The sequence below is a fragment of the Candidatus Afararchaeum irisae genome (assembly GCA_034190545.1).
GTDB lineage: Archaea > Halobacteriota > Halobacteria > Halobacteriales > Afararchaeaceae > Afararchaeum > Afararchaeum irisae.
Genome location: JAXIOF010000028.1, coordinates 1 through 20,997 on the forward strand (window position 1 = coordinate 1; position 20,997 = coordinate 20,997).

General features: G+C 55.9%; 17 protein-coding genes. 9 read left to right on the forward strand and 8 right to left on the reverse strand.

All coding sequences use genetic code 11. The features are described from left to right. Positions 1-131 precede the first annotated feature (131 nt). Both ribH and SV253_03935 read right to left on the reverse strand, forming a co-directional pair. On the reverse strand, positions 132-542 hold the full coding sequence (gene ribH / locus SV253_03930) for a 6,7-dimethyl-8-ribityllumazine synthase (protein ID MDY6775213.1): 411 nt from the start codon (positions 540-542) through the stop codon (positions 132-134). 92 nt (positions 543-634) lie between these two features. Then, positions 635-781 (reverse strand): hypothetical protein, encoded by a 147-nt coding sequence (locus tag SV253_03935; protein ID MDY6775214.1) that lies wholly within the window; start codon positions 779-781, stop codon positions 635-637. A gap of 112 nt (positions 782-893) precedes the next feature. Between SV253_03935 and SV253_03940 the strand changes: the two genes are divergently transcribed. From SV253_03940 to SV253_03970, 7 genes are all read left to right on the forward strand, one after another. Further along, a complete protein-coding gene (locus SV253_03940) occupies positions 894-5,843 on the forward strand; it encodes a DNA polymerase domain-containing protein (GenBank protein ID MDY6775215.1) in 4,950 nt (1,649 codons plus the stop codon). Between the two features lies 1 nt (position 5,844). Beyond that, a complete protein-coding gene (gene cofD, locus SV253_03945; protein ID MDY6775216.1) occupies positions 5,845-6,825 on the forward strand; it encodes a 2-phospho-L-lactate transferase in 981 nt (326 codons plus the stop codon). Between the two features lie 74 nt (positions 6,826-6,899). Further along, a complete protein-coding gene (locus tag SV253_03950; protein ID MDY6775217.1) occupies positions 6,900-8,063 on the forward strand; it encodes a nitrous oxide reductase accessory protein NosL in 1,164 nt (387 codons plus the stop codon). 41 nt (positions 8,064-8,104) lie between these two features. Then, the gene (locus SV253_03955) at positions 8,105-8,878 is read left to right on the forward strand and encodes a CPBP family intramembrane glutamic endopeptidase (GenBank protein ID MDY6775218.1); all 774 of its coding nucleotides are present in this window, start codon (positions 8,105-8,107) and stop codon (positions 8,876-8,878) included. Between the two features lie 39 nt (positions 8,879-8,917). Continuing rightward, positions 8,918-9,688, forward strand: a complete 771-nt coding sequence (locus tag SV253_03960; protein ID MDY6775219.1) for a class I SAM-dependent methyltransferase — start codon at positions 8,918-8,920, stop codon at positions 9,686-9,688. A 41-nt stretch (positions 9,689-9,729) separates the two neighbouring features. Next, positions 9,730-10,467 carry a DNA polymerase sliding clamp gene (locus SV253_03965; GenBank protein ID MDY6775220.1) on the forward strand — a complete coding sequence of 246 codons (738 nt, stop codon included), beginning with the start codon at positions 9,730-9,732 and terminating at the stop codon, positions 10,465-10,467. An 18-nt stretch (positions 10,468-10,485) separates the two neighbouring features. Next, the gene (locus SV253_03970; GenBank protein MDY6775221.1) at positions 10,486-11,622 is read left to right on the forward strand and encodes a DNA primase large subunit PriL; all 1,137 of its coding nucleotides are present in this window, start codon (positions 10,486-10,488) and stop codon (positions 11,620-11,622) included. A gap of 22 nt (positions 11,623-11,644) precedes the next feature. Here SV253_03970 and SV253_03975 read toward each other — a convergent pair whose 3' ends face one another. Beyond that, positions 11,645-11,830 (reverse strand): hypothetical protein, encoded by a 186-nt coding sequence (locus SV253_03975; protein MDY6775222.1) that lies wholly within the window; start codon positions 11,828-11,830, stop codon positions 11,645-11,647. 112 nt (positions 11,831-11,942) lie between these two features. On the opposite strand from SV253_03975, the gene SV253_03980 reads away from it, so the two are divergent. Beyond that, positions 11,943-12,362: a hypothetical protein gene (locus SV253_03980; GenBank protein MDY6775223.1), complete on the forward strand. Its 420-nt coding sequence runs from the start codon at positions 11,943-11,945 to the stop codon at positions 12,360-12,362. 15 nt (positions 12,363-12,377) lie between these two features. Here SV253_03980 and SV253_03985 read toward each other — a convergent pair whose 3' ends face one another. The 5 genes from SV253_03985 to SV253_04005 all read right to left on the reverse strand — a co-directional run bounded on the left by SV253_03985 (position 12,378) and on the right by SV253_04005 (position 19,578). After that, complete coding sequence (locus tag SV253_03985; protein MDY6775224.1) at positions 12,378-14,735, reverse strand: hydrophobe/amphiphile efflux-3 (HAE3) family transporter; 2,358 nt, start codon at positions 14,733-14,735, stop codon at positions 12,378-12,380. Between the two features lie 43 nt (positions 14,736-14,778). Beyond that, complete coding sequence (locus tag SV253_03990) at positions 14,779-16,380, reverse strand: COG1361 S-layer family protein (GenBank protein MDY6775225.1); 1,602 nt, start codon at positions 16,378-16,380, stop codon at positions 14,779-14,781. Between the two features lie 106 nt (positions 16,381-16,486). Next, positions 16,487-16,960 carry a DUF2299 family protein gene (locus SV253_03995; GenBank protein MDY6775226.1) on the reverse strand — a complete coding sequence of 158 codons (474 nt, stop codon included), beginning with the start codon at positions 16,958-16,960 and terminating at the stop codon, positions 16,487-16,489. 61 nt (positions 16,961-17,021) lie between these two features. Further along, positions 17,022-18,299 carry a hypothetical protein gene (locus tag SV253_04000; GenBank protein MDY6775227.1) on the reverse strand — a complete coding sequence of 426 codons (1,278 nt, stop codon included), beginning with the start codon at positions 18,297-18,299 and terminating at the stop codon, positions 17,022-17,024. Next, positions 18,292-19,578 carry a Single-stranded DNA binding protein gene (locus SV253_04005; GenBank protein MDY6775228.1) on the reverse strand — a complete coding sequence of 429 codons (1,287 nt, stop codon included), beginning with the start codon at positions 19,576-19,578 and terminating at the stop codon, positions 18,292-18,294. Before SV253_04005 ends, SV253_04000 begins: the two co-directional genes overlap by 8 nt. A gap of 190 nt (positions 19,579-19,768) precedes the next feature. On the opposite strand from SV253_04005, the gene SV253_04010 reads away from it, so the two are divergent. Then, the coding region (locus SV253_04010; protein ID MDY6775229.1) for a cache domain-containing protein at positions 19,769-20,997 on the forward strand (1,229 nt) is incomplete at its 3' end.

The window sequence follows — 20,997 nt, forward strand, 5'->3', positions numbered from 1 at the left end:
CCTCGTCGCGCACACGTCTCTCAAGCACGTCGCGGTAAGAGGCGTAGCCGAAGACGAGGACTGCGGCGACGACTCTGGCTACGTCGGTGTAGACTTGGAGTTGAACTGGGGCTTCGACGTTCACTCGTGTCTCAGATGTCGTCGAGACGTCTCGCCATCTTGACGGCGCTCTCGACCCCTCTCTTCGCGTAGTCGACACGGCTGTGAGCCTCTATACGTGACATACCCGGACCTGAGACGCCGAGTGCGACGGGTGTGTCGTACTCCAGCGAGAGATCAGAGATCTTCTGTGACGCGTTTGAGACGACTACGTCGTCGTGGTCAGTCTCGCCCTCTATTACGACTCCGAGTGTGACGACTGAGTCTATATCGTCCCTCTGACACAGCTTCTTCACGAAGAGAGGCATGTCGTAGACACCCGGGACATAGACCGTCTCGACTACGTCGGCGTCTAAGAAGTCGGCGTGTTCACGTGCGACTTCTTCCATCTGAGACGTTATGTCCCTGTTGAACTCGGCGACTACGAGACCTAGATCTACCATGGTCGAAAGTCGGAGAAGAGAGATTTAACTCTTTTCTGTTATCCGTGTCCGACAGCCGCGTCTTGGAAACAGAACAGTGCCCTAGCCTCGTGTCAGACCTGTTCGTCGAGGACTACAGTGCTGTCTGACTTAATCCAGGCGAGCGGGTTCCTCGCGTCATACAGCACCGTGCCGTCGTCGGTGTCGTATGACTCTATGTTCGAGACCTCTTCGTCCATCTCACGGCTCGCACTGGACATATTGTGTGTCACCTCATACCACGCTTAGGACGCGTAGTATATAACCCTTGTGACTTGTTGTCACACTGAACCCAACCACCGCGAATATATAGGTGAGACGTCTAATCCGGATATGGGCGACGGGAACCAGTCGAGCATACGTGACTTCGGGGAGGAACCCGAGAATCCGAGGACGGAGACAGAGACCGAAGGGACGGAGATAGGCGTCACCAACATAGATTACACCGTCGAGTCCGACGCCGACGGAGAGCCGTATCCCGTCGTAAACGTATTCGGAAGGACAACGGACGGAGAGGCGAAACACGTCCGTGTCCTCGGATTCGAGCCCTACTTCTACATTCCCGAGGATCAAGCAGAAGGGATAGCCGAGAAGGAGGAACGTGTCACGCGCACCGAGGACGGGTACGAGTCGATAGAGGGCGACGACCTCATCCGTGTCTACACGCGTATACCCGCAGACGTCGGCGAGGTGAGGGAGTCGTACCACCATTACGAGGCGGACATACTCTTCCCCAACCGTTTCAGGATCGACAAGGGGGTCAAGTCGGGGATACGTATACCTCCGGAGTACGACGGAGATGAAGTCATAGAGATAGACGAGTCAGAAGTCGAGCCGTGCGATGTAAATGCTCCCGCACGGACGGGTATCATAGATATAGAGGTCGAAGACAGACACGGATTCCCCGAGAACGGCGAGGAGCCGATAATCTGTCTCACGGCGTGGGACTCGTTCGATGACGAGTACGACGTATTTGTCTTTGACGCTGACGCGCCCGACGAGGTCGACGGCGCGCGCGTCCACTCCTACGAGACAGAGGAGGAGATGCTCGACGGTTTCCTCTCGTACGTCGAGGAGAAGGACTTCGACCTGTTTTCGGGATGGAACTTCAACGACTTCGACGCGCCGTATCTCATCGACAGACTCGACGTACTCGACCTCGACTCGGCACGTCTGTCACGTCTAAACGAGGTCTGGCACTCCGACTGGGGCGGTCCCACAGTCAAGGGTAGGACGACGTTCGACCTCCTCTACGCCTACCAGAGGATGAAGTTCACGGAGCTAGAGTCGTACCGCTTGGACGCGATTGCCGAGGAGGAACTCGGCGAGTCGAAGGTACATTACACCGGAAAGATAGGCGACCTGTGGCACGATGACACCAAACGTCTCTTGGAGTACAACAAGATCGACGTCGAGCTATGTGTCCGTATAGACGAGAAGGTCGACATAATAGACTTCTTCCGCGAGCTGTCACGTTTCGTCGGCTGTTCACTCGAAGACTCAACGACTCCGAGCGACGTAGTCGATATATACGTACTCAGGAAGGCACACGGCGAGTTCGTCCTGCCCTCGAAGGGAGGAGGAAGCGGCGAGGAGTACGCCGGAGGCGAGGTCTTCGAGCCTATCACGGGAATCAGGGAGAATGTTGCTGTTCTAGATTTAGCGTCTTTGTATCCCATGTCGATGGTCTCTATAAACGCAAGTCCCGAGACGAAGGTCGGAGACGACTACGACGGCGATACTTACGAGGCACCTAACGGCGTCGAGTTCAGGAAGGACATCGAGGGACTCACGAAGACGATAGTCACCGAGCTTCTCGAGGAGCGTCAGAAGAAGAAAGACGCGAGGGACGAACACGAGTACGGGAGTCCCGAGTACAATAAGTTCGACAACCAGCAGAGCGCGATAAAGGTTGTTATGAACTGTTTCTCGGGTGACACCGACTTGGTAACCGAGGACGGTGTGAGGAACATAAAGGACATCGAGACGGGCGATTACGTCTACTCAGTCGACCCCGAGACGAAGCAAGTCGAGTTCAAGGAGGTCGTCGAGACCTATGAGTACGACTACTCGGGAGAGATGGTCGATATAGAGACCCGGCACACCGACTTTTCTGTCACCCCGAACCACAAGATGCTCGTCGAGACTGAGTCGGGGACAGAGTTCGTCGAAGCAAGCGATCTCAACGACTACACCAACTACCAGATTCCGACAGGAGATCCCATCGACGGTGAGAAGCCCGAGAAGTTCAGCCTGCTGGAAGAAGGAGAAGCCGAGAATGTCTTTGTCTACGCCGATGGACACGGAACATCCTTCAAGAAGAGTATAGGCGAGGCTTCCAAGAAGCTTGAGTACGAGTCGAACAGGAAGGCATACAGATGCTCTCCTAGTCACATACGTGAAAACCCCGTGGTCGCCGACGAAGCCGACGAAATCCTCTTGCAGAGGGGAGCGAGACAGTCAACAGTCCCCCACGAGTTTGACACCGAGGACTGGCTACGTCTCGTAGGCTGGTACGTGACCGAAGGTTCCGTGTATGAAATACAGCCGAAGGAGTACGAGACGACGAAGAGAGGGAGGTCGAAGAAGATACAGTTCGCACAGATAGACGGCGACGGCAGGGACTCGATAAGGTCGCTCCTCGAACGTATGGGTATGAACCCGCTGTCAGAGGAGAGACAGATCAGTGTCACGAACGCCGTAATCGCCGACTGGCTAGTCGAGAACTGTGGAAGTGGAAGCGAGAACAAACGTCTTCCCGACTTCGTCTTCAGCCTCGACTCGTCCCTCCTCGAAGTACTCTTCGACAGTCTCATACAGGGTGACGGAGACACCCACTCGGGAATACGGTACTCGACGAAGAGCGACCGTCTCAAGGACGACATGGTACGTCTCGCCGTACATCTCGGCTACAAACCCATGGTTAGCCGTGACTCGGGGGTCTGGAGAATACGTTTCTCACGTAACAAGGGGAGCTTCAGGATGCACAGAAACGGCTCAATCTCCCGGAGCCAAGATGGCAAGGTCTACTGCGTTACAGTCGAGGACAACCACACCGTACTCGCAGGAAGAGACGGCAAGTTCCAGTGGGTCGGACAGTCGTACTACGGCGTAGCGGGTTACCCGCGTTTCCGTCTCTACGACAGGGAGATGGGAAGCGCGGTTACAGCGACGGGAAGACGTGTCATAGAACACACTCGTGACACCATACAGGAGATGGGTTACGACGTGATATATGGGGACAGTGTAACCGGAGACAGACCTGTCGTTGTTCGTAATCCCTCGGGACGTATGCGGATTATCGAGATAGAGAGACTCTTCGAGACAGGAGACGACATAGGAACGGTAGGAGCGAAGGAGCGTCGGAGTCTCGGAGGCTGGGAAGCACTCTCAGTCACCGAAGACGGAGAGGCTGAGTGGAAGCCCATAAACCAAGCCGTACGTCACAAGGCTGACGGCGATGTAGTCAGACTCCAGCATAAGTTCGGAGAGTCAACTACCACGGAAGACCACTCATACGTCGTCGATGGGGACGAGGGTCTGAAAGAAGTGAAGCCCGACGGTGTCGACGAGCCGTTACGTGTACCCGAAATCCCTGACATAGAGGAGATAGAAACCGTCGATGTATACGAGGTACTCGAAGGGTACGAACGTGAGTACGTCGACACACGAGGAGGAAGAGTCAGAGAGAAGACTAAACGTGTCCAGACGGACGGCGAGTACGTCTGGTTCGGACATCCACACCAAGCCGACTACGACTCGACGGTGAAGGTCAGACGTTACATAGACATCGACTCCGAGGAAGGTGACGCCCTTCTACGTCTTCTTGGGACTTATGTCGCTGAGGGAACTGCGTCGACACACGAGACCTCATCACGTAAGTACGGCAGTTCGATCTCCGAGTCCGATCCTGATCTTCTGAGACAGCTCAAGCGTGACTATAACAGCCTTTTCAAGAACGCGACTGTTAGCGTGATTGAGTCCGACACAAGACCAGAGCGTACCGTGTCGTATCAGAATTCATCGGGAGCCTCACAGGTGACTTACACCGATAGTACCCACAAGCTTCAGATGATGAACGAACTCTCAGCGGTCTTCTTCCGTGAGTTCGCAGGACAGACATCGAGAGGAAAACGAGTCCCGGAGTTCGTCTTCCATCTTCCCAAGGAGAAACAGGACTTGTTCCTAAACGCAGTAGTCGACGGAGACGGCTCGCGTAAGTTCCCACGTTACTCCGAAGAGTACTCCGAACGCAACTTCGACTATGAGACCACGAGCCGTTGTCTCGCTGCCGGAATCTCGACCCTCCTCATACAGAGGGGGAAGAAACACTCGTTCAAGTACCGCGACGAGAAGGAGTCTTACACCATACGGACATGTGACTACTACCGTGAGGGTCGTGATCCGGTAGTAGCCGAGAAGGAGTACGACGGCTATGTCTACGACCTTAGTGTTGAGGACAACCAGAACTTCGTCGATGGAGTCGGAGGGATCGTCCTACACAACACCGACTCAACCCTAGTCGAGCTAGGCTCCGACAGAGAGTTCGACGAGATAATCGAGACTGGCGAGGTCATAGAGGAGAAAGTCAACGAGAGCTACGACGACCTCGCGCGCGACGAGTTCAACGCGAGTGCCGACACACACAGATGGGAGATAGAGTTCGAGAAGCTCTACCGACGTTTCTTCCAGGCGGGAAAGAAGAAGAGGTACGCGGGGCATCTCATCTGGAACGAGGGGAAGGAGGTCGACGAGATCGACATCACGGGATTCGAGTACAAGAGGAGTGATGTCGCTCAGGTCACGAAGGACGTACAGGAGGAGGTCATACGCCGTATAGTCACGGGTGAGGAGTTCGACAGCGTCGCCGAGTACCTCAGGGATGTCATAGACGAGTTCAAGGAGGGCGACTTCTCGTACGACTACATAGGAATCCCGGGCGGCATAGGACAGAAGCTCGACGCCTACGACACCGACACGGCACAGGTCAAGGGAGCTAAGTACGCCAACGAGCATCTCGGCACCAACTTCACGAGCGGGAGCAAGCCGAAGAGGCTCTACATCAAACGCGTCAAGCCGAGCGACGACGGACAGCAGTATCCTCCGACAGAGGTCGTCTGCTTTGAGTACGAGGAACAGATACCCGACGAGTTCGTCGTCGACTGGGACAAGATGCTCCAGAAGACGCTCGAAGAGCCTATCTCACGCATACTCGAAGCACTCGGATGGTCGTGGAGCGAGGTCGAGAGCGGACAGGAACAGACAGGACTCGGGGAGTTCTGAAATGAATGAGGTTACTTTCGTCTCGGGCGGAACAGGTACTCCGAAGCTCTTAGACGGAGCACTCGCGAGTCACAGGATAGACGAGTCGAATATAAACGTCGTCGTCAACACGGGGGACGACATAGAGATAGCCGGAAACCTCGTCTGTCCCGACGTCGACACTGTTCTGTATACTCTCTCCGGAATCATAGACAGGGACAGATGGTGGGGCACAGTCGACGACACCTACGTGACACACAAGCATCTCACCGACCTCGCCGACACTGAGGAGAAGACCGAGAGGGTCGAGGCTAACAGGAGTATATCTGAGGGGAGAGCTTTCTCGGGAGCCGGCGAGTTCATGCTGATAGGCGACAGAGACAGGGCGACACATATCCACCGCACGTCGCTGATAGACGAGGGTAAGACACTCACGGAAGCCACCTCCGACTTGGCGTCGTCAATGGGTATCGAAGCCGACGTACTCCCGATGAGCGACGACCCGGTATCGACCTACATAGAGACCCCCGAGGGCGAGGTTCATTTCCAGGTCTTCTGGATAGCAGAAAACGGCGAGCCCGCAGTCGAGAACGTCGAGTTCCGCGGAGTAGACGGTTCCGAGCCGACCGCCGAGACCCTCGAAGCACTCGAAAGTCCCGTAGTCATAGGTCCGTCGAACCCCGTGACGAGCCTCGGACCCATACTCTCACTCGACGGTGTTATCGAGGCTTTACGCGACACTCGTGTTGTCGCAGTCTCGCCCTTCGTCGGCGGAGATGTCGTGAGCGGTCCCGCGCCTAAGCTTATGCGTGCCGAGGGTCTCGAAGCCAGCACGCGAGGCGTCTACGAGGCGTACTCCGAGTTCGTCGACGTGGTCGTCGTCGACGAGACGGAGTCTAGCCTCGACCTCGGCTGTGAGACAGTAGCCGCTGACACGGTCATGGAGTCTCGTGAGGACTCGAAAAGACTCTTCGAGACGGTAGCCGAAGCCGTCCGACTCTAATTTTCGAGAATCGTACTAAGATTTTTCGTCTAACGAACCAAATTAAACATATATTTCTGGAATGACCTTCGTACATGGAGAACGACGACAGTATAACGAATATAACGAGAAGAAGACTTCTGGCTGTGACAGGAGCGGGTCTCAGTGTAGGAGTCGCAGGCTGTACGGGTGGCGGAAACGGCGGAGAAGGCAGTGACACCAATGCCGACGCCAACGGATCAGGTGGAGATACTGGAGAAGGCGGAGAAACGAACGAGACCGACGGAGACTCAGAGAGTGGTGAAGCCCAAGAGACCTCTCTATCTGAGCCCGTTTCTCCCGTTCCAGACGACAAGCGGTGTGCGGTCTGTAACATGAAAGCCGCTGAGTACCCCGACTCGAACGCACAGCTCTCGCTCTCCGACGGAGGTCGGGTCTACTTCTGCTCGTCGGGCTGTTTCACGGCGTACTACGCATACCCTGACTCGTCGAAGTTCAGCGCTCCCGCGGAGTTCAGCCACGGCGACTGGGAGGACAAGGTCGCCAACGCGTGGGTGCGCGACTACGGAACCAAGGAGTTCATCGACGCTACGGAGGCGAGCTACGTCCTCGAATACAACGCTGACAGGATAGAGATGGCCATGGGTGACAATCCTCTTCCATACGGAGCCGAGGAAGACGCAGTCGCCTACACAGAGAAGTACGACGACCTCTCCGAACACGATGTCGTCTCTCTTTCGGCATTCGACAGGTCGCTCGCTGAGAGATACAGCCCTAACTTCATAGCCGAGTCGGAGGTCGAGGCGACTCCGATAACTGAGTCAGTCGATGTCCCCGACGACGCCGAATGTACAGTCTGTGGGATGAAGGCGGCGAAGTTCCCCGACTGGAACGCACAGGCTTCACACGAGAACGGCGACAGGGACTTCTTCTGTTCGCCGGGATGTATGACGACCTACTACGCGACTCCCGAGACATTCAACGACGGTAAGACGCAGGACGACATAGTCGGAGTCTGGGCACACGACTTCGAGACGAAGGATCTCATAGACGCGAGGTTCGCTGACTACGTCCTCGTGACTAAAGCCGACAGGGTTGACGACCCGATGATGAAGAACCCTCTTCCGTTCTCTAATCCCGACGACGCGACGGCGTACGTCGACGAGTACGACGACCTCTCCGAAGACGACATAATCCCGCTGACTTCGTTCGACATGTCCCTCGCAGAGACCTACAGAAAGAAGTTCGTGACGGGTTAGGATACGAAAAGCCTCAAGCCCCCGTGTCTCGAATCTCGGACATGGGCACAGGTATGCGGAGTATCTCGGATCGGGTTCCGGGGTCGGAGTACCTCCGTCTATCACGGACGTGGGGCTACTCGTTGATCTTCGTTCTTCCACTCATACTCTCATATCAGACGTTGATAATGGTAACATCCGCGTCGGGAGGAATACGTCCCGTGAACGGAGCCGAGGCACTCCTCGCGTGGAGCCTCGGACTCGTGGGAGTCGAGTCTTATGCCGGCTTCTTCTACGTGGTTATAGGCGTCGCAGTCGTGGGAACCGTCTACGACGTCTTCTACAACGACAGACGAGTGAAGCCGTCTTACTTCGGTGGAATGCTGCTGGAGAGCCTCGTCTACGCTATCTTCTTCGGATACGCCGTCTCAGTCGTCACGGGAGCCGTACTTCCGCCCGAGCTAGTCCCCTCCGACGTCTCTGCGGCGATCTCAGGTATAGAGTCGGCTTCGGCGCTCGACAAGATTCTGATGAGCGTCGGTGCGGGTATATACGAGGAGATAGTCTTCCGGGTGATACTTATCTCGGGAGTCGGACGTCTTATAGGTCTCGGAGACCGCCCCGGCTTCGGCGGGTACATCCTCCTAATAGGGATTTCGAGCATAGTCTTCTCAGCGGCACACGTCACGGGAGACCCGTCGGCTCTCTCGCCGTACGTCTTTACCTTCCGTGCTATAGGTGGAGCCGTCTTCGCCCTCGTATACATCCTCAGAGGCTTCGGAGTCGTAGTCTATACGCACGCATTCTACGACATACTCGTCTTCTTCGTGGGATGAACCGGGAGGCTTACGGGTCACGCGACCGTCTATCGTCTAATGGCGACAAACTCGTGGGACGCTGATCTCTACGACGGCGACCATCTCTTCGTCTCAGAGTACGGCGAGGATCTAATGGATCTACTCTCAGTCTCCGGGGGAGAACGTGTACTCGACCTCGGCTGTGGAACGGGTCATCTCACGAAACAGATAGAGACAGAGGCTAAGAACGTCGAGGTTACGGGTCTCGACTCGTCGAAGGAGATGCTCGAAAAGGCGCGCGAGACGTATCCCGGGATCGACTTCATCGATGCCGACGCGAGAGACTTCGAGGCATCGGGGTACGACGCTGTCTTCTCGAACGCCGCACTTCACTGGGTCGAGGAAGGCGAACAGGAGGAGGTCTTAGAGTCAGTGAGAAACGGTCTCAAAGAAGGGGGACGTTTCGTAGCTGAGACGGGAGGCGACCGAAACGCCGATAAGGTCATCTCGGCAGTCATAGAGGTACTCTCCGAGAGGGGACACGAAGTCACGAACCCGTGGTACTTCCCCACAGTCGGCGAGTACGCGACGTTACTCGAGGATAACGGATTCGAGGTGAGGGAGATGCGTCTCTTCGACCGTCCCACGAGGCTCGAAGGAGGCGAGGACGGTCTCAGAAACTGGATAGAGATGTTCGGTGACTCGTTTTTCCCCGGGGTTCCCGACGACGAGAGGAGACGCGTCGTCTCGGAGGTTGAGAGTCTTCTCAGAGACGACCTCTTCCACGAGGGCACGGAGTCATGGATCGCCGACTACCGCCGTCTCAGGTTCGTGGCGTATAGGCGATAGGCAATACTTAATAAGAGAGCCCCGCAGTTTTAGCCAAGAGAATGTTCAAGTCCGTTATAAACGCTGGAGTCATAAGCTCGGCGATAGACACCGTCGACGTACTCGTTGACGAGTGCAAGGTGAGGCTTGAGGAAGACGGGATCACTATAAAGGCAGTCGATCCCGCGAACGTCGGTATGGTCGATCTTTCGATCCCCGAGGAGTCATTCGAGTCGTACGAGGGCGACGGTGAGGTCATAGGTCTCAACGTGACGCGTTTCAAGGACATAATCGGGATGGCGAACAAGGGCGACTCGGTCGAACTCGAACTCGACGACGAGACCCACAAGCTCAAGATACGTATAAACGGTCTACGTTACACACTCTCGCTCATAGACGCAGACGCCGTCAGACAGGAGCCTAATGTCCCCGACCTCGACCTCTCGTGTGAGGTCAGGATAGCAGGAAACGAGATCAAGAGGGGCGTCAAAGCGGCGGGAATGGTGAGCGACCACATGGAGTTCGGGGTCGAGGGCGGCGACTTCTTCATGCACGCTGAGGGCGACACAGACGACGTACGTGTCGACCTCTCCAAGGACGAAATAATAGGGATCGAGGGTGAGGAGGCGCGTTCGCTCTTCTCTCTCGACTACCTCGACGACATGTCGAAGGCGATACCCAACGACGCCGAGGTCAGGATGGAGATAGGGGTCGACTACCCCGTCAAGATGCATTTCGAGATAGCAGACGGCGAGGGTCACGTCACCTACCTCCTCGCACCACGTATAGAGAACGAGTAAGCGCCGACTAGAGTAGCCATGTCCGTATCAGTACCGATACTCTACGCGCGTTACCCTTTTCTTGAGGGTGCCTCCGACGCAGTAGAGGAGACTGCCGACTCTTTCACCGACCTAGTCTCAGAGCCCGTCTTAGAACGCGCGGAGGAACGCGTTACGCTCGCAGTCGAGGAGAAGACCGTCGGCGGTATAACTAAGCCCGCGACGACGGAGCTTTTCTCGTACCCCGTCGCGCGCGCCGTCGTGAGCGTAGTCGACGACGAGATGCTCACGAGGAGATACGCGTGGGCGGAGGCTTCTACGGCTTACGACAGGATAAAAGACGACCTGAGATCGTCAGAGTCCTTCGGAAGCGTCGAGTCGGCACGTCTGAGCCTCGGAGACCTGATAGACGAGTTCGGTCTGGAAGTGAGGGAGATCGACGACGGATACGAGATACGTCTCCACGACTACCTCGAACTCGCCTCGGGTCTCTCCGACAAGAGATGGAAGCTCGTCAACAGGGCGGTCGACGACGGCTGGGTAAGGATAGACACGAACGGGATTCTGATACTCGTGAGGGAGGCGATCAGAGACCGAGTTATCGATGACCTGCCTCTGAGTATCCCGCGGGAGGTCGAGGCTCTCGTCTCGGATGCCGTCGAGTCGGTGAGGGAGACCATGTCGAGAGCCTCCCTGAGCCGTGACATAGACGAGGTCGACGAGGACGAGTTCCCTCCGTGTATGAAGACCCTCTTAGCTGAGGTTCGTGAGGGCGAACACCTCGAACACCACTCGCGGTTCGCTATAACTACCTTCCTCGCCAATATCGGTATGTCGGTCGACGAGATAATAGAGACCTACGAGGTCAATCCCGGGTTCGGAGAGGAGATGACGCGGTACCAGGCTAGCCACATACAGGGTGAGACGAGCCCGACTGAGTACACTGCACCGTCGTGTGCGACGATGGTGACCTACGGCGACTGCCGGAACAGGGACGACCTGTGTGACGAGATCAGCCATCCGCTCGAGTACTACAGGAGACGTCTCGACGAGAAAGACAGTGAGAACGAAGACGGGAAAGACGACACCGAAGACACAGCCACAGACACAGACACGGAGCCAGAGACTGACGGAGAGACGGAGTCAGAAACACAGACAGACGGAGAAGAAGACTGAGACGTCTACGGCTACGTCTCGGCTACGAGTAGCTTCTTCTCGATATCCCTATGCCTGCGACCGTAGACAGTAACACGAATACGAGTAATGAGGCTAGAAGTCCCCACGGCTTCATACCGGGTTCGAGCGACTCCGACACCACGAGCGACGCTACGAAGACGACTGTGACGACTACAGTCGCAGCCACGCTGAACTTGAGATCCGTCATTCTATCTGTTGGTTTTTAAATGCCCAAACATAAGAATACCGTTCTGGATTCGGATCTCCCCGTCTCCACACAACCTATATATGGGTCGAGAACTCAGGTTGTGACGAGACAGATGAACTGTCCGGGATGTGGAGAGGAGATCTATGAGGAGGAACTCATAGACGGCGACTGTCCTCTCTGCGGAGAGACCGTGAGACAAGGTCAGTCTACAGAAGCCGAGCTTCCGACCGAAACCGAGACTGAAGCCGAGACTGAGGAGGCTCTTGAGAGAATAGTTGGCTTCTTCGAAGGCGGAACCGACTCGTTACTAGACCCCGTCGAGGACACAGAGAGTAAGAGACGTTACGTTCTCGAAGTTCCGCCCTCTATACTCGACAGGCTCAGACCCAAGAGATGTGACGCGTGTGGTCGGTGGCATCTCAAGATAGGAAGGAAGGAGTACGACGTGCTTTTAGAGGGTAACACCGGAGAGGTCGACGTGACCTACTACTGTGTACTGTGTGAGCCGTCCGAGCCCGAGTCGGAGGACTGAGAAAGAAGAAAAAGATCAGATTCTACATCTCTGTCCCGAGTCTATGACCTTGACGACGGTGAGGACTGCGGGGAGTATCACGAAGCCCGCGAACAGCGAGAAGGCTATAGCGAAGACAGTAGTCCATCCGAAGTTCGCGAGCACGGGGAACCTCGACAGGAGGAGAACCCCGAACCCCGTGATCGTCGTGAGTCCCGATCCGAGTATTGGACGTGAGAGCTTTCCTATCGCCGTCTCTATGGCGTCGAACGGGGTCTCTCCGTGTTCTATCATCTCCTCCTCGAACCTCTCGTAGATATGTATTCCGTAGTCGATTCCTATTCCGAGAGTCAGCGACGACATCGTAACCGTGAGAGGATTCCACGGGACTCCCGCTACGAACATTCCCCCGGTGACGAGTAACGCCGCGCTGGCTGCGACCCCGAGGACGAGTATCGAACTCACGCGGAGCGACTTGAAGGTGAGTGTGAGGAATATCAGACCGAGACTGAAGCTCAGGAGTGTCATAGGTGTCAGACCCGCAGTGACGTTCTCTATGACGTTCCTGTTTAGGACGGGCTTGCCCGTTATACGTACGTCGCCGCCCTTTATCGTCATCTCGGCGTTCCCCTCGAACTCGTCTATGAGTGTCCTGACCTCCTCGCCCGCGACGTCGTCGACGTAGAAGGCTATCCTCATCTGTGTCGGCTTGTCGTCGGGGTCTTCTATTCCGAGTGTCTCCATCTTCGTGAGACGGCTCAGGGACGAGTCGAGACGGTACTGACTCTCAGGAAGCCTGCCGCCGTTTAGCATCTTGACCTTCGTGACGGGACTAAGAGCCGAGTTGACGTTGGGGTTCTCTAACATAAGACGCTGGTACTCCGAGATCTCACGGAACTTCTCGAGGGTATAGACGTCGTCTCCCTCGATGACTGCGTACATGACCTTCGGACTCTCGACGTTGTTTTCGAGGAAGGTGAGGTCGTTCTTGGCGTCGAGGTTCTGAGGCCAGAAGTCCATCATCTCCTGTTTGGGCTCGACCTGTGGGTACGCCCACGCCCCGCCTAAGACGAGTACTAAGACGACTGCGAGTGTGAGCTTCGGCTTGTGACAGATCACATCGCCCGTGAACCTCTCGAAGAACGACTCGACAGGATCTACCTCGTCTCCGTCTCCGTCTCCGTCGCTTTCGCCTCTGTCGGCTGCGGCGACGGATCTCTGAGGCGTGTCGGTCGTGTCACGGCTGTCGAACTTGACGAGGAGGGCGGGTAGGAGTGTCACAGAGAGTAACATGCTCGCCAGGACGCTCGACGCACTCGTCACGCCGAACTGTCTCACGGGAGGCACGCTCGATATGAAGAGCGACCCGAGACCTATCACAGTGGTTCCCATAGCGAGAAGTATCGCCCTTCCGGTTGTCCTCGACGACATCCCGGCGGCGTCGACCGGACTTCTGCCGTTTTCCCTCTCCTCGGTGTATCTCGTCTGTATCTGGAGACCGTAGTCGATTCCGAGACCGAGGGCTATCGGCATAACACCGAGCATTATGGCGTTGAAGTCGTACCCGAGGACTCCCATGACTCCCATCATAGTCATAAGGGCTGCCATAGTCATACCTAGAGGCAGAGCGACGTGCCAGCCCTTCTCTATCTTGTTTCTCATTATGAGATAGACGACGAGGAATATCATACCGAAGGCTCCCGCGAACAGCATTATCATCTCGGGAAGCATCAGACCGAATGCAGCGTTCTCGAAGACTGGCTGCCCCGTGACTGTGACGGTCATTCCAGGAGGTTTCTCGACGAACTGTGTCTCCGACTTAAACTCGGAGTAGATTATGTCGGAGCCACGTCTAGGCATGAAGTTGCCCGTCCTGAGAGTGTCGACGTTGCCGTAGGGAGCTAGGAGTACGGTCATGTCGTTCCTGGGCACGAGGTTGTCGACGACATCCGCGGAGCCCGAACCGTAGTTCCTGACACGGTCTATCGACTGTCTGACCCCGTACTCGGTCTGAGGCATCTCGCCGTTGTTCCCCATACGGACTATGTCGGCGAGACTTGTGACCCCCTTGACGTTGTCGACTGACGAGTACCTCTTGTCAAGCCTGTCTATCGCTCGTATCGTCTCGGGGTCATAGAGGTCGTCCGACTCGACGACAACGAAGACGTTGTTACCCTCGTCGAACTCCTCCTTGAGATGTGACCAGTCGTTCCATGTCTGTGAGTCTTCCTCTATGTAGAGGCTCATCCCCATCTGCATCTGTATCGACGACGCCGCAGACGCCGCCGAGAGGACGAGGACTACTGCGACTATCCCGAAGATTATACGTTGGTTCTCGGCGGAGAAACGCGCCGTGTCTTCGAGAGTGTCCTTTACTTTTTCCTCTAAGCTCATTGTATATTTTTGAATATCGAGGGCTCCGTCTCTCTCTATGTATCTACAGCCCTATGAGACCGAGTAAGTTACTCAGTAGTCCGCCGCCTCCCGCGGTAACTCTTATAGGACCCTTCTCGACATTGGTCACGACCTTGTCGCCGAAAGCGTTGTCGTACTTGATAGCCATGTCGACCGAGTACTCCTTCGGTGTAGCCGAACCCGCGACGCTGACTTTGTAGGTCACAGTCTTCGTCTCGCCGGGCTTGAGAGTTCCTATGTAGGCGGTGTCGTCGTCTGTCGAGAACGGCGTGTCGACGTTCATCCTCGCAACGGCGTCTCTGTAGACTCCCTCACCCGTGTTCTTTATCTTGACCTCAACGGTATCAGTCGCCCCAGAGCTTATCTCAGGCGTGTTGAGAACGTCGAAGGTCATCTCAGGACCAACGTTTACTGAGACAGTGTTGACGTCGGAGGTCGTCTTCTCGTCGAAGTAGTCGTAGTACTCAACCTCGAAGTCGAGCGAGTAGTTTTGGGGAACCGCCCTGTCGACTACCTCCGCCTTGAAGCTCGCGTTTGCGGTCTCTCCGGCGTCGAGGTCTCCGAGGCTCGCAGTAGTCGAAACAGGGACGAAGGGCTGAGTTGGATGCATCACAAGTTTGGCGTTATCGACCGAGGTGTCAGCCTCATTGGTGACCTCGACGTTGACCTGTCCCATTGAGTTGACGTAGAGCGCGGTCGAGTCGGCGGACATGTCGAACTTGATCTCGTCGTCGACCTCGACTGTGCCGGTCTTGACGTCCGACTGTCGCGCGACACCGTTCTCGTCCTCGTACGAGACGCGGAAGTTGACGGGGTATCTACCCTCGACTGCCTTAGAGCCGACTTTGACACGGAAGTTGAATGTCTTCTCCTGTCCCGGCTCTAAGCTGCCGACCGACTTCGCGTTGTCCTTCGAGGTTATGGGACTGCTGTCGACTATCTGGAGCGTGGCGTCGTGTGCCGTCTCGTGTCCCTCGTTACGTATCGTCGCAGTTATCTTGCCGTCACTGTCGACCCTGAGTGACTCCGACTCGACGTCTACAACATCGAGGTCGAATGTCGGGTCGACACGGACTGTGACGTGTTCGGTCTCAGTCTTCTCGTCTCTTATGATCTGGTAAGACGAGTCACGCGCTACCGAGTCGACGCTCATGTAAGTGACGTACTCGTAGTCGAGTTTGACAGGGAGCCTGTAAGTACCCGGCGTGGCGTTCTCGTCGACCTCCATCTCGAATCCGACGGACGAACTCCTCGAAGGCGTCACAGTCCCCACAGACTGTGTGTCGGACTTTATGTCGATGGGAGCGTCACCGCTTTTGACGTCGACCCTCGTGGTTATCGCCGCTCCAGGCGTCGACGTATACCGGTTGCCTATGATCTGTGATAGCTCCTGTATTCCGTTAGGAGTCTCGGCTATCGTACTACCCCTGTTCTGTACGTCGATCCTGAGACGGGTCGTCTCTCCCGGATCTACGACGTTTGACTCACTTCCTATGCTCGTCATCAGGTCGGGCTCGTCGTAACGCACGCTCTCCTGGGCTCCTAATGCGGGAGCGGAGACGAGAACAACCGCCGAAACTACCACTGCTAGAACTACTGCGCCGTGTCTCAGAGCTGAGTTCATCTTGGATTTCATAGCTTGGTGAAGATTGTACAATTCTTTGTCTGAAATAGCTCTCCCAGGTATATATACTATGCGTGTTCTTCAATTCTTCTGAGAAACCGCGGCTCTACTCGATCAGGTCGACGTATCTGAAGACCGTGGTGTTGGTGAACTCGACAGTCTTACGTGTCTCTATGAGGTCGTTCACGAAACGGTCTTTGTCGAGGGCGTCGTGGTAGATGATCCGCGAGACATCTATGTAGTCGAGGCTCTCGAAGTCGCCGCCGTACTCGAATGTTCCGCGTTTCTGGAAGAGGAAGCCCTCCAGCTTCGTCCTGAGCTCTGTCGTCTGTCTCTCGTCGAGTCCCGCAACCGTCTCCTGCTGTTCCTCGTCGAGCACGAGACGTGAGACTATGTCTATCTTGTCGGATCCCTCGTTTGTCTTAAGGACGTGGAGGTTGAACTCACCCATCCTGACCGAGAAGTTGAAGACGCTGTGTTCGTCGTCGACCTCGTCGTGTTCTATGGCTTCCTCTGTGAGCCATCTCTCTACTGTGTCTCTGACCTCGGCGTCTGACGAGTCTGAGTCTATCGTGGACATAGAATGAGATCATCTATCAGACGTAAAAGCCCTGCTATATAACAGACAGAGAGGAGACGGTTCACAGAGGCTTTATCATGTCACCGTTCGTGGGATAACACATTCCGTCCATAAGGAGATGTTCGAGGGTCTCGTCGGCAACCTCCTCGTCTATTCCCGACTCGACCGCGCGTGAGATTATGGTGGATCTCTCGACACCCTCGTCGCCGTTTTCGTCCTCTATTATCCCCATGACGACAGACTCGGGACTGTCCGAAGCCTCAGTGTCTTCTTCCTCGGAGTCTTCGCGGGTGGGCTCCTCGGCGTCGGCGTCGGCGTCGGCATTTTCCTCCGTGGCTTCGTCCTCGAAGTCAGCATCAGCGTCCTCTCCCGACCCTATCTCGGTGCCGCTCTGGAACTCCGATCCGAACTCCTCCTCGACTGCCTCCCTCTCGCCCTCGTCCCAGTCCCAGTCGGGCTCGTCTTCGAGGTCGGCGTCGGTCTCAGAGACTGTTATCCCGTCCTCGTCTTCTGTCTCTGTCTCTGTCTCGATGCCCATAGCCTCAGACTCTGTCTCAGTCTCAGTCTTATCCGAGTCGGATGCCGTAGACTCAGGCTGGGTTGGGGTCTCGGTGCTGAGATCTGCCTGTGTCTCGCCTGTCGTCCCTGTCCCTGTCGGTACTTCTCCGTCCTCTGAGACGGCTTCCTCTGTGTCATCCTTCGTTTCTTCGACGGTCTCGGTGTCCGCAATCTCTTCGAGGACACCGAGACATTCCCGTCTGAGAGAGTCGAGGTACTCGGTGTCAGTTCCGTACTCGTCTATCGCCGTCTTGATGTCGGGGTCGTCGTCCTCGCCTTCTATCACCGAGTAGGCTTCTTCTATCCTGCTGAGAGTCCTCTCGGCGGTATTGACTACCCATCTGTCACGTGTCTCCGAGTCAACCTCATTGACCTCCTCTGGACGTATGCTAGTGTAGACCTCCTCGGAGTCCTCGGGCTCGTAAGTCCTCGCCTTTCCGACGACTGCGACGAAGGTGGGAACGTCCGTCTCGGAGAAGAAGTTCATAGCGTCGGGCTGGTACTGTCCCGCGTAGACGACGAATGCCCCCGTTGGGTCGGCTATCCTCGCCCTGTAGAGGTCGGTGTCGAGTCTCTCGACCTCTGTGACGACCCCTACGACGAAGATCCTGTTGACCCTCGCTCCCGTGGGTGTGAGGACGTAGTTGGGAGCGCGGTCACCCTCTCCCTGTTTGAACGAGTAGGTCGAGTCGTCGTACTCCGTGGCGAAGAGACGCCAAGCGACCTCCCTGTTGAAGCCGCCTGACGTCTCGGTGCGGTTCTGTGTCTCTGTTTCACTCATACTTTTGTATTACCTCTCTTGCCATAGACTCGGGGGAGAGATCGACCTCCCACAGATCCTTGGCTTCCATGTTCGCCCCGTACTCTCCGACACTGACGTTACCGCGTGCCTCCCACTCTCTCCCCACCATCTCGTCGGCTATGGCGTCTTCTACTACCGACTGATCCATAGCCTCCCTCGCTTCCTCCTCGGCGTCTTCGAGACTGCCTCCGTAGACCTTCTCTGTCAGATCACGTCCGAGTACGAGAGTGAGTGCCCCGGTTCCGTCGTCGAGTACCGCCTTAGTACGCATGTCGGAGACACCGTCGACTTCTCCGTGTGATCTGCACTGTCCCTTCTGTATCACTCTGCCACAGTCGGGACATCTCTTTATTATACCCGAGCCGTCCTTGACCGAGATTACGGTTCCCGTGACTGCGACGTCGAAGGCTCCGCCGTCCTCGACAGCCTCTCTCACGGTGACCTTCGGAGCCTCGTCTTCGACCTCGATCTCTTTTTCGAGTTCCCCGACTTGGGTGTACTCCCCCATATTTATCTGGGGCACGCCGCGGTACTCGTTGACGTAGGAGTTCGTGATACGCAGTGTATCCCCTTCCTCGAAGTCACGGTTCTCCCAGTCAGTGAAAGGAAGCCTCCCCGAAGAGTCAGCGAGTACGCCCGACTTTATACGTGTCTCACCCTCGCGTCCGTCTATACTCCTCTCCTCCAACTCGACGACGGCTGCTTCGAGATCGACTGCGCGGTCGCCCTCGGTCAGGTCTCGTATCTCACGGACTCCGTGAACCTCGTACTCAGTGTCGACGTCATCGGAGTCCTCGACACGTGTCTCGCTGCCGAGGTTGATCTGTCTCTCGCCGTTCCACTCTCGGACTCCCGCGCCTTCTATACGTACGGAGTCTCCGGCTGAGAGACCGAACTCCTCCCACGCCGTGAACTTGATAGCGTCGGTCTCGTCGGCTATCTCGCCCTCGTATATGGTGTTTGAGTCTCCGCCCGAGCGTATGCTACGTCTTCCGACGCTCAGAATCTTTCCTTCGACTGTGACTCCCGAGTCTTCTGTCGTGAGACCGTCTATTCTCACGGGCTCGGAAGTCGTGTCTTCGTCTGTCGAGTCAGACGGCGAGTCAGAGGAGTATCTGCGTCTGAGAGTCCTCTTGGCTTCGTCTATCGGAACGCTGTACTCGATGAGGTTTCTGAGTCTCTCCTCGACCTCGTCGGCGTCGGCATCGAGACTCTCGGCGAGTTCGCGCGCGTGTCTCGAAACGTCCGTCCCATTCATCAAGTTGAAATGGTGTTTGTGGGTTAAAAGCCTTGTTCAGACCAGACCGAGACGTCCTAGTCCGAAGCCATCAGAGACACAACTCGGTGAGTTCACCGTTAGATTTATTACTAGTCAGTCTCGGAATACGGAAGGTATGGGGGGAGTGATTATAGGTAAGATCAGGCAGAGCTACGGTCTAAAATTACTAGTGTCATTCTTTCTGGTACTCGGACTGATAGGCGGCATAGGCGGATATATGTATCTCGACTCGAAGGCGACACTGACTCAGGACGCTAACCAGAAGATCGAGACGACTGCGGAGCTACATTCGAGTCAGATGGAGAGCTGGATAACGTCGTCGCGGCAGCAGGCTCGTATGATCTCGGAGTCGGAGCACGTATCGACGGGGGACAGACAGGAAGTTAAGACATACATCGACGGTCTAGTTGAGGACGACGAGACTGTTCAGGGGACTAGAGCAATACATTACATAGATACAGAGACTACTGAGATACTCACGAGCAGCCTCGACGGGAGGATAGGGGGTAATCCGCGACAGGAGGGTGCACCCTGGGCTCAGGAAGACCTGACACAGCTTGAGACTGATGAAGTCAAGATATCGGCGTTCAAGCCGGAAGTGGCTAATGCCACAGTAATGACGTTCGTAACCCCTGTGCCCGGCGGAGAGAACCGTGGTATAGTTCTAGTCACGAGTATAAGTGAGGTAGCTAAGGGTCTCGAACAGCCCGTGGATTCGAGTGGTACAAAGATAGTCTCCTCAGAGGGGCGGGTCATGCTCAGTCAGAAAAATCCCAACTCTGTCGGGACTCAGAACACCGAGGGAAAGGGTGTAGACTCTGACGCCGTGGCAAGTGCACTTGACGGTAACACGGGTGTAATCCAGGCTGACAGTGGTACAGTAGTTATGGGATATTCACCCATCGAATCTCTCAACTGGGCAGTGGTTACACACGCTCCGTCGTCGAGCCTTCTCTCGGTACAGCAGAGTGTCTCTATGGGAATACTCGGAATACTCGTCACCGCTATCGTCGGCATGGGTCTCATAGGAGTCACCATAGGACGTAACACACTCAGATCCGTCAAGACGCTCTCCTCGAAAGCCGAGGAGATAGAGGACGGAAATCTCGACACGAGCCTGAACTCCGACAGAGACGACGAGATAGGCGGGCTTTTCTCGTCGTTCGACAGTATGAGGTCGTCACTCAGGAAGAAGATCAACGAAGCCGAGGAGGCGAAGAAGGAAGCCGAAAGACAGAGAAAGGAGTCGGAGGAGGCGAAGCGTGAAGCCGAGGAGATGAGACACCATCTCGAAGACAAAGCCCAGGAGTACGAAAACGTCATGTCAAAGGTAGCCGACGGCAACCTCACCCTCAGAATGGACTCCGACAGCCGGAACGACGCCATGAACTCAATCGC